Annotated in this window: 1 protein-coding gene; it reads left to right on the top strand. The window is 65.0% G+C overall.

Annotation, left to right across the window (positions count from 1 at the left end; all coding sequences use genetic code 11):
* Positions 1–655, top strand: a 655-nt coding sequence (locus P0D89_RS53785) for an IS91 family transposase (protein WP_408379773.1), incomplete at both ends; no start/stop codon positions are given.

The following is a 655-nucleotide window of genomic DNA, read 5'->3' as shown; positions in this document are numbered from 1 at the left end:
CTTGCCCGAGCCCATCGCGGCGCTCGCCTGGCAGAACAAACGCGTGCTCTACGACATCCTGTTCCGCACCAGCGCCGAAACCCTGCGCACGATCGCCGCTGATCCGAAACACCTGGGCGCCGAAATCGGCTTCATCACGGTCCTGCATACCTGGGGGCAGAACCTTCAACACCATCCGCACGTGCACTGCGTGGTACCGGGCGGCGGCATCGCCCCGGACGGCGAACACTGGATCGCCTGCCGTCCCGGCTTCTTCCTGCCCGTGCGCGTGCTCTCGCGGCTGTTCCGGCGTCTGTTTCTCGCACAGCTGCGCCATGCCTTCGACACCGGTGCACTGCATTTCTACGGCCAGCTTGAACCGCTCGCCGACATCCGGGCGTTCGCCGCCTTTCTCGCACCGGCCGCACAGGCCGAGTGGGTCGTCTATGCGAAGCCTCCCTTCGGCGACGCCCGGCACGTGCTCGACTATCTGGGCCGCTATACCCATCGTGTGGCCATCTCGAACCACCGGCTGGTCAGCTTCGACGACGGCCACGTCACCTTCCGCTGGAAAGACTATAAACACCCCGTCGCAACGAAGACCATGACGCTTGAGGCCGACGAATTCATCCGCCGCTTCCTGCTGCATGTGCCGCCCGACGGCTTCAAGCGCATC

It is taken from the genome of Paraburkholderia sp. RL18-085-BIA-A (genome assembly GCF_046027075.1).
GTDB lineage: Bacteria > Pseudomonadota > Gammaproteobacteria > Burkholderiales > Burkholderiaceae > Paraburkholderia.
The sequence above is the reverse complement of the archived record's forward strand: the minus strand, read 5'-3'. Positions and strand labels throughout refer to the sequence as shown.